General features: G+C 68.7%; 1 protein-coding gene. It reads right to left on the bottom strand.

Going from position 1 to position 201, the window contains the following annotated elements:
• The coding region (locus BN358_RS24535; RefSeq protein WP_157593527.1) for a BMC domain-containing protein at positions 1-201 on the bottom strand (201 nt) is incomplete at both ends.

The raw sequence follows: 201 nt of genomic DNA, 5'->3' as shown, positions 1-201 counted from the left end.
CCGGGTACGCGCCCATCGAGCCCAGCAGGCCGCGGCCGACCTCACGCGCGGCGATGATCGCTTGGCGCACCGCACCGGAATCACCGGTGAAGAAGGAGATGACCTCGTTGGAGTAGCTGGTGCCGTCGGCGGGGCTCGCGTAGCCGATCACATCGATCGTGGACGCCTTCACCGCGGTGTCAGCCAGGACCACGCCGATCG

This window comes from Sedimentibacter sp. B4 (assembly GCF_000309315.1).
Classification (GTDB): domain Bacteria; phylum Bacillota; class Clostridia; order Tissierellales; family Sedimentibacteraceae; genus Sedimentibacter; species Sedimentibacter saalensis.
The sequence above is the reverse complement of the archived record's forward strand: the minus strand, read 5'-3'. Positions and strand labels throughout refer to the sequence as shown.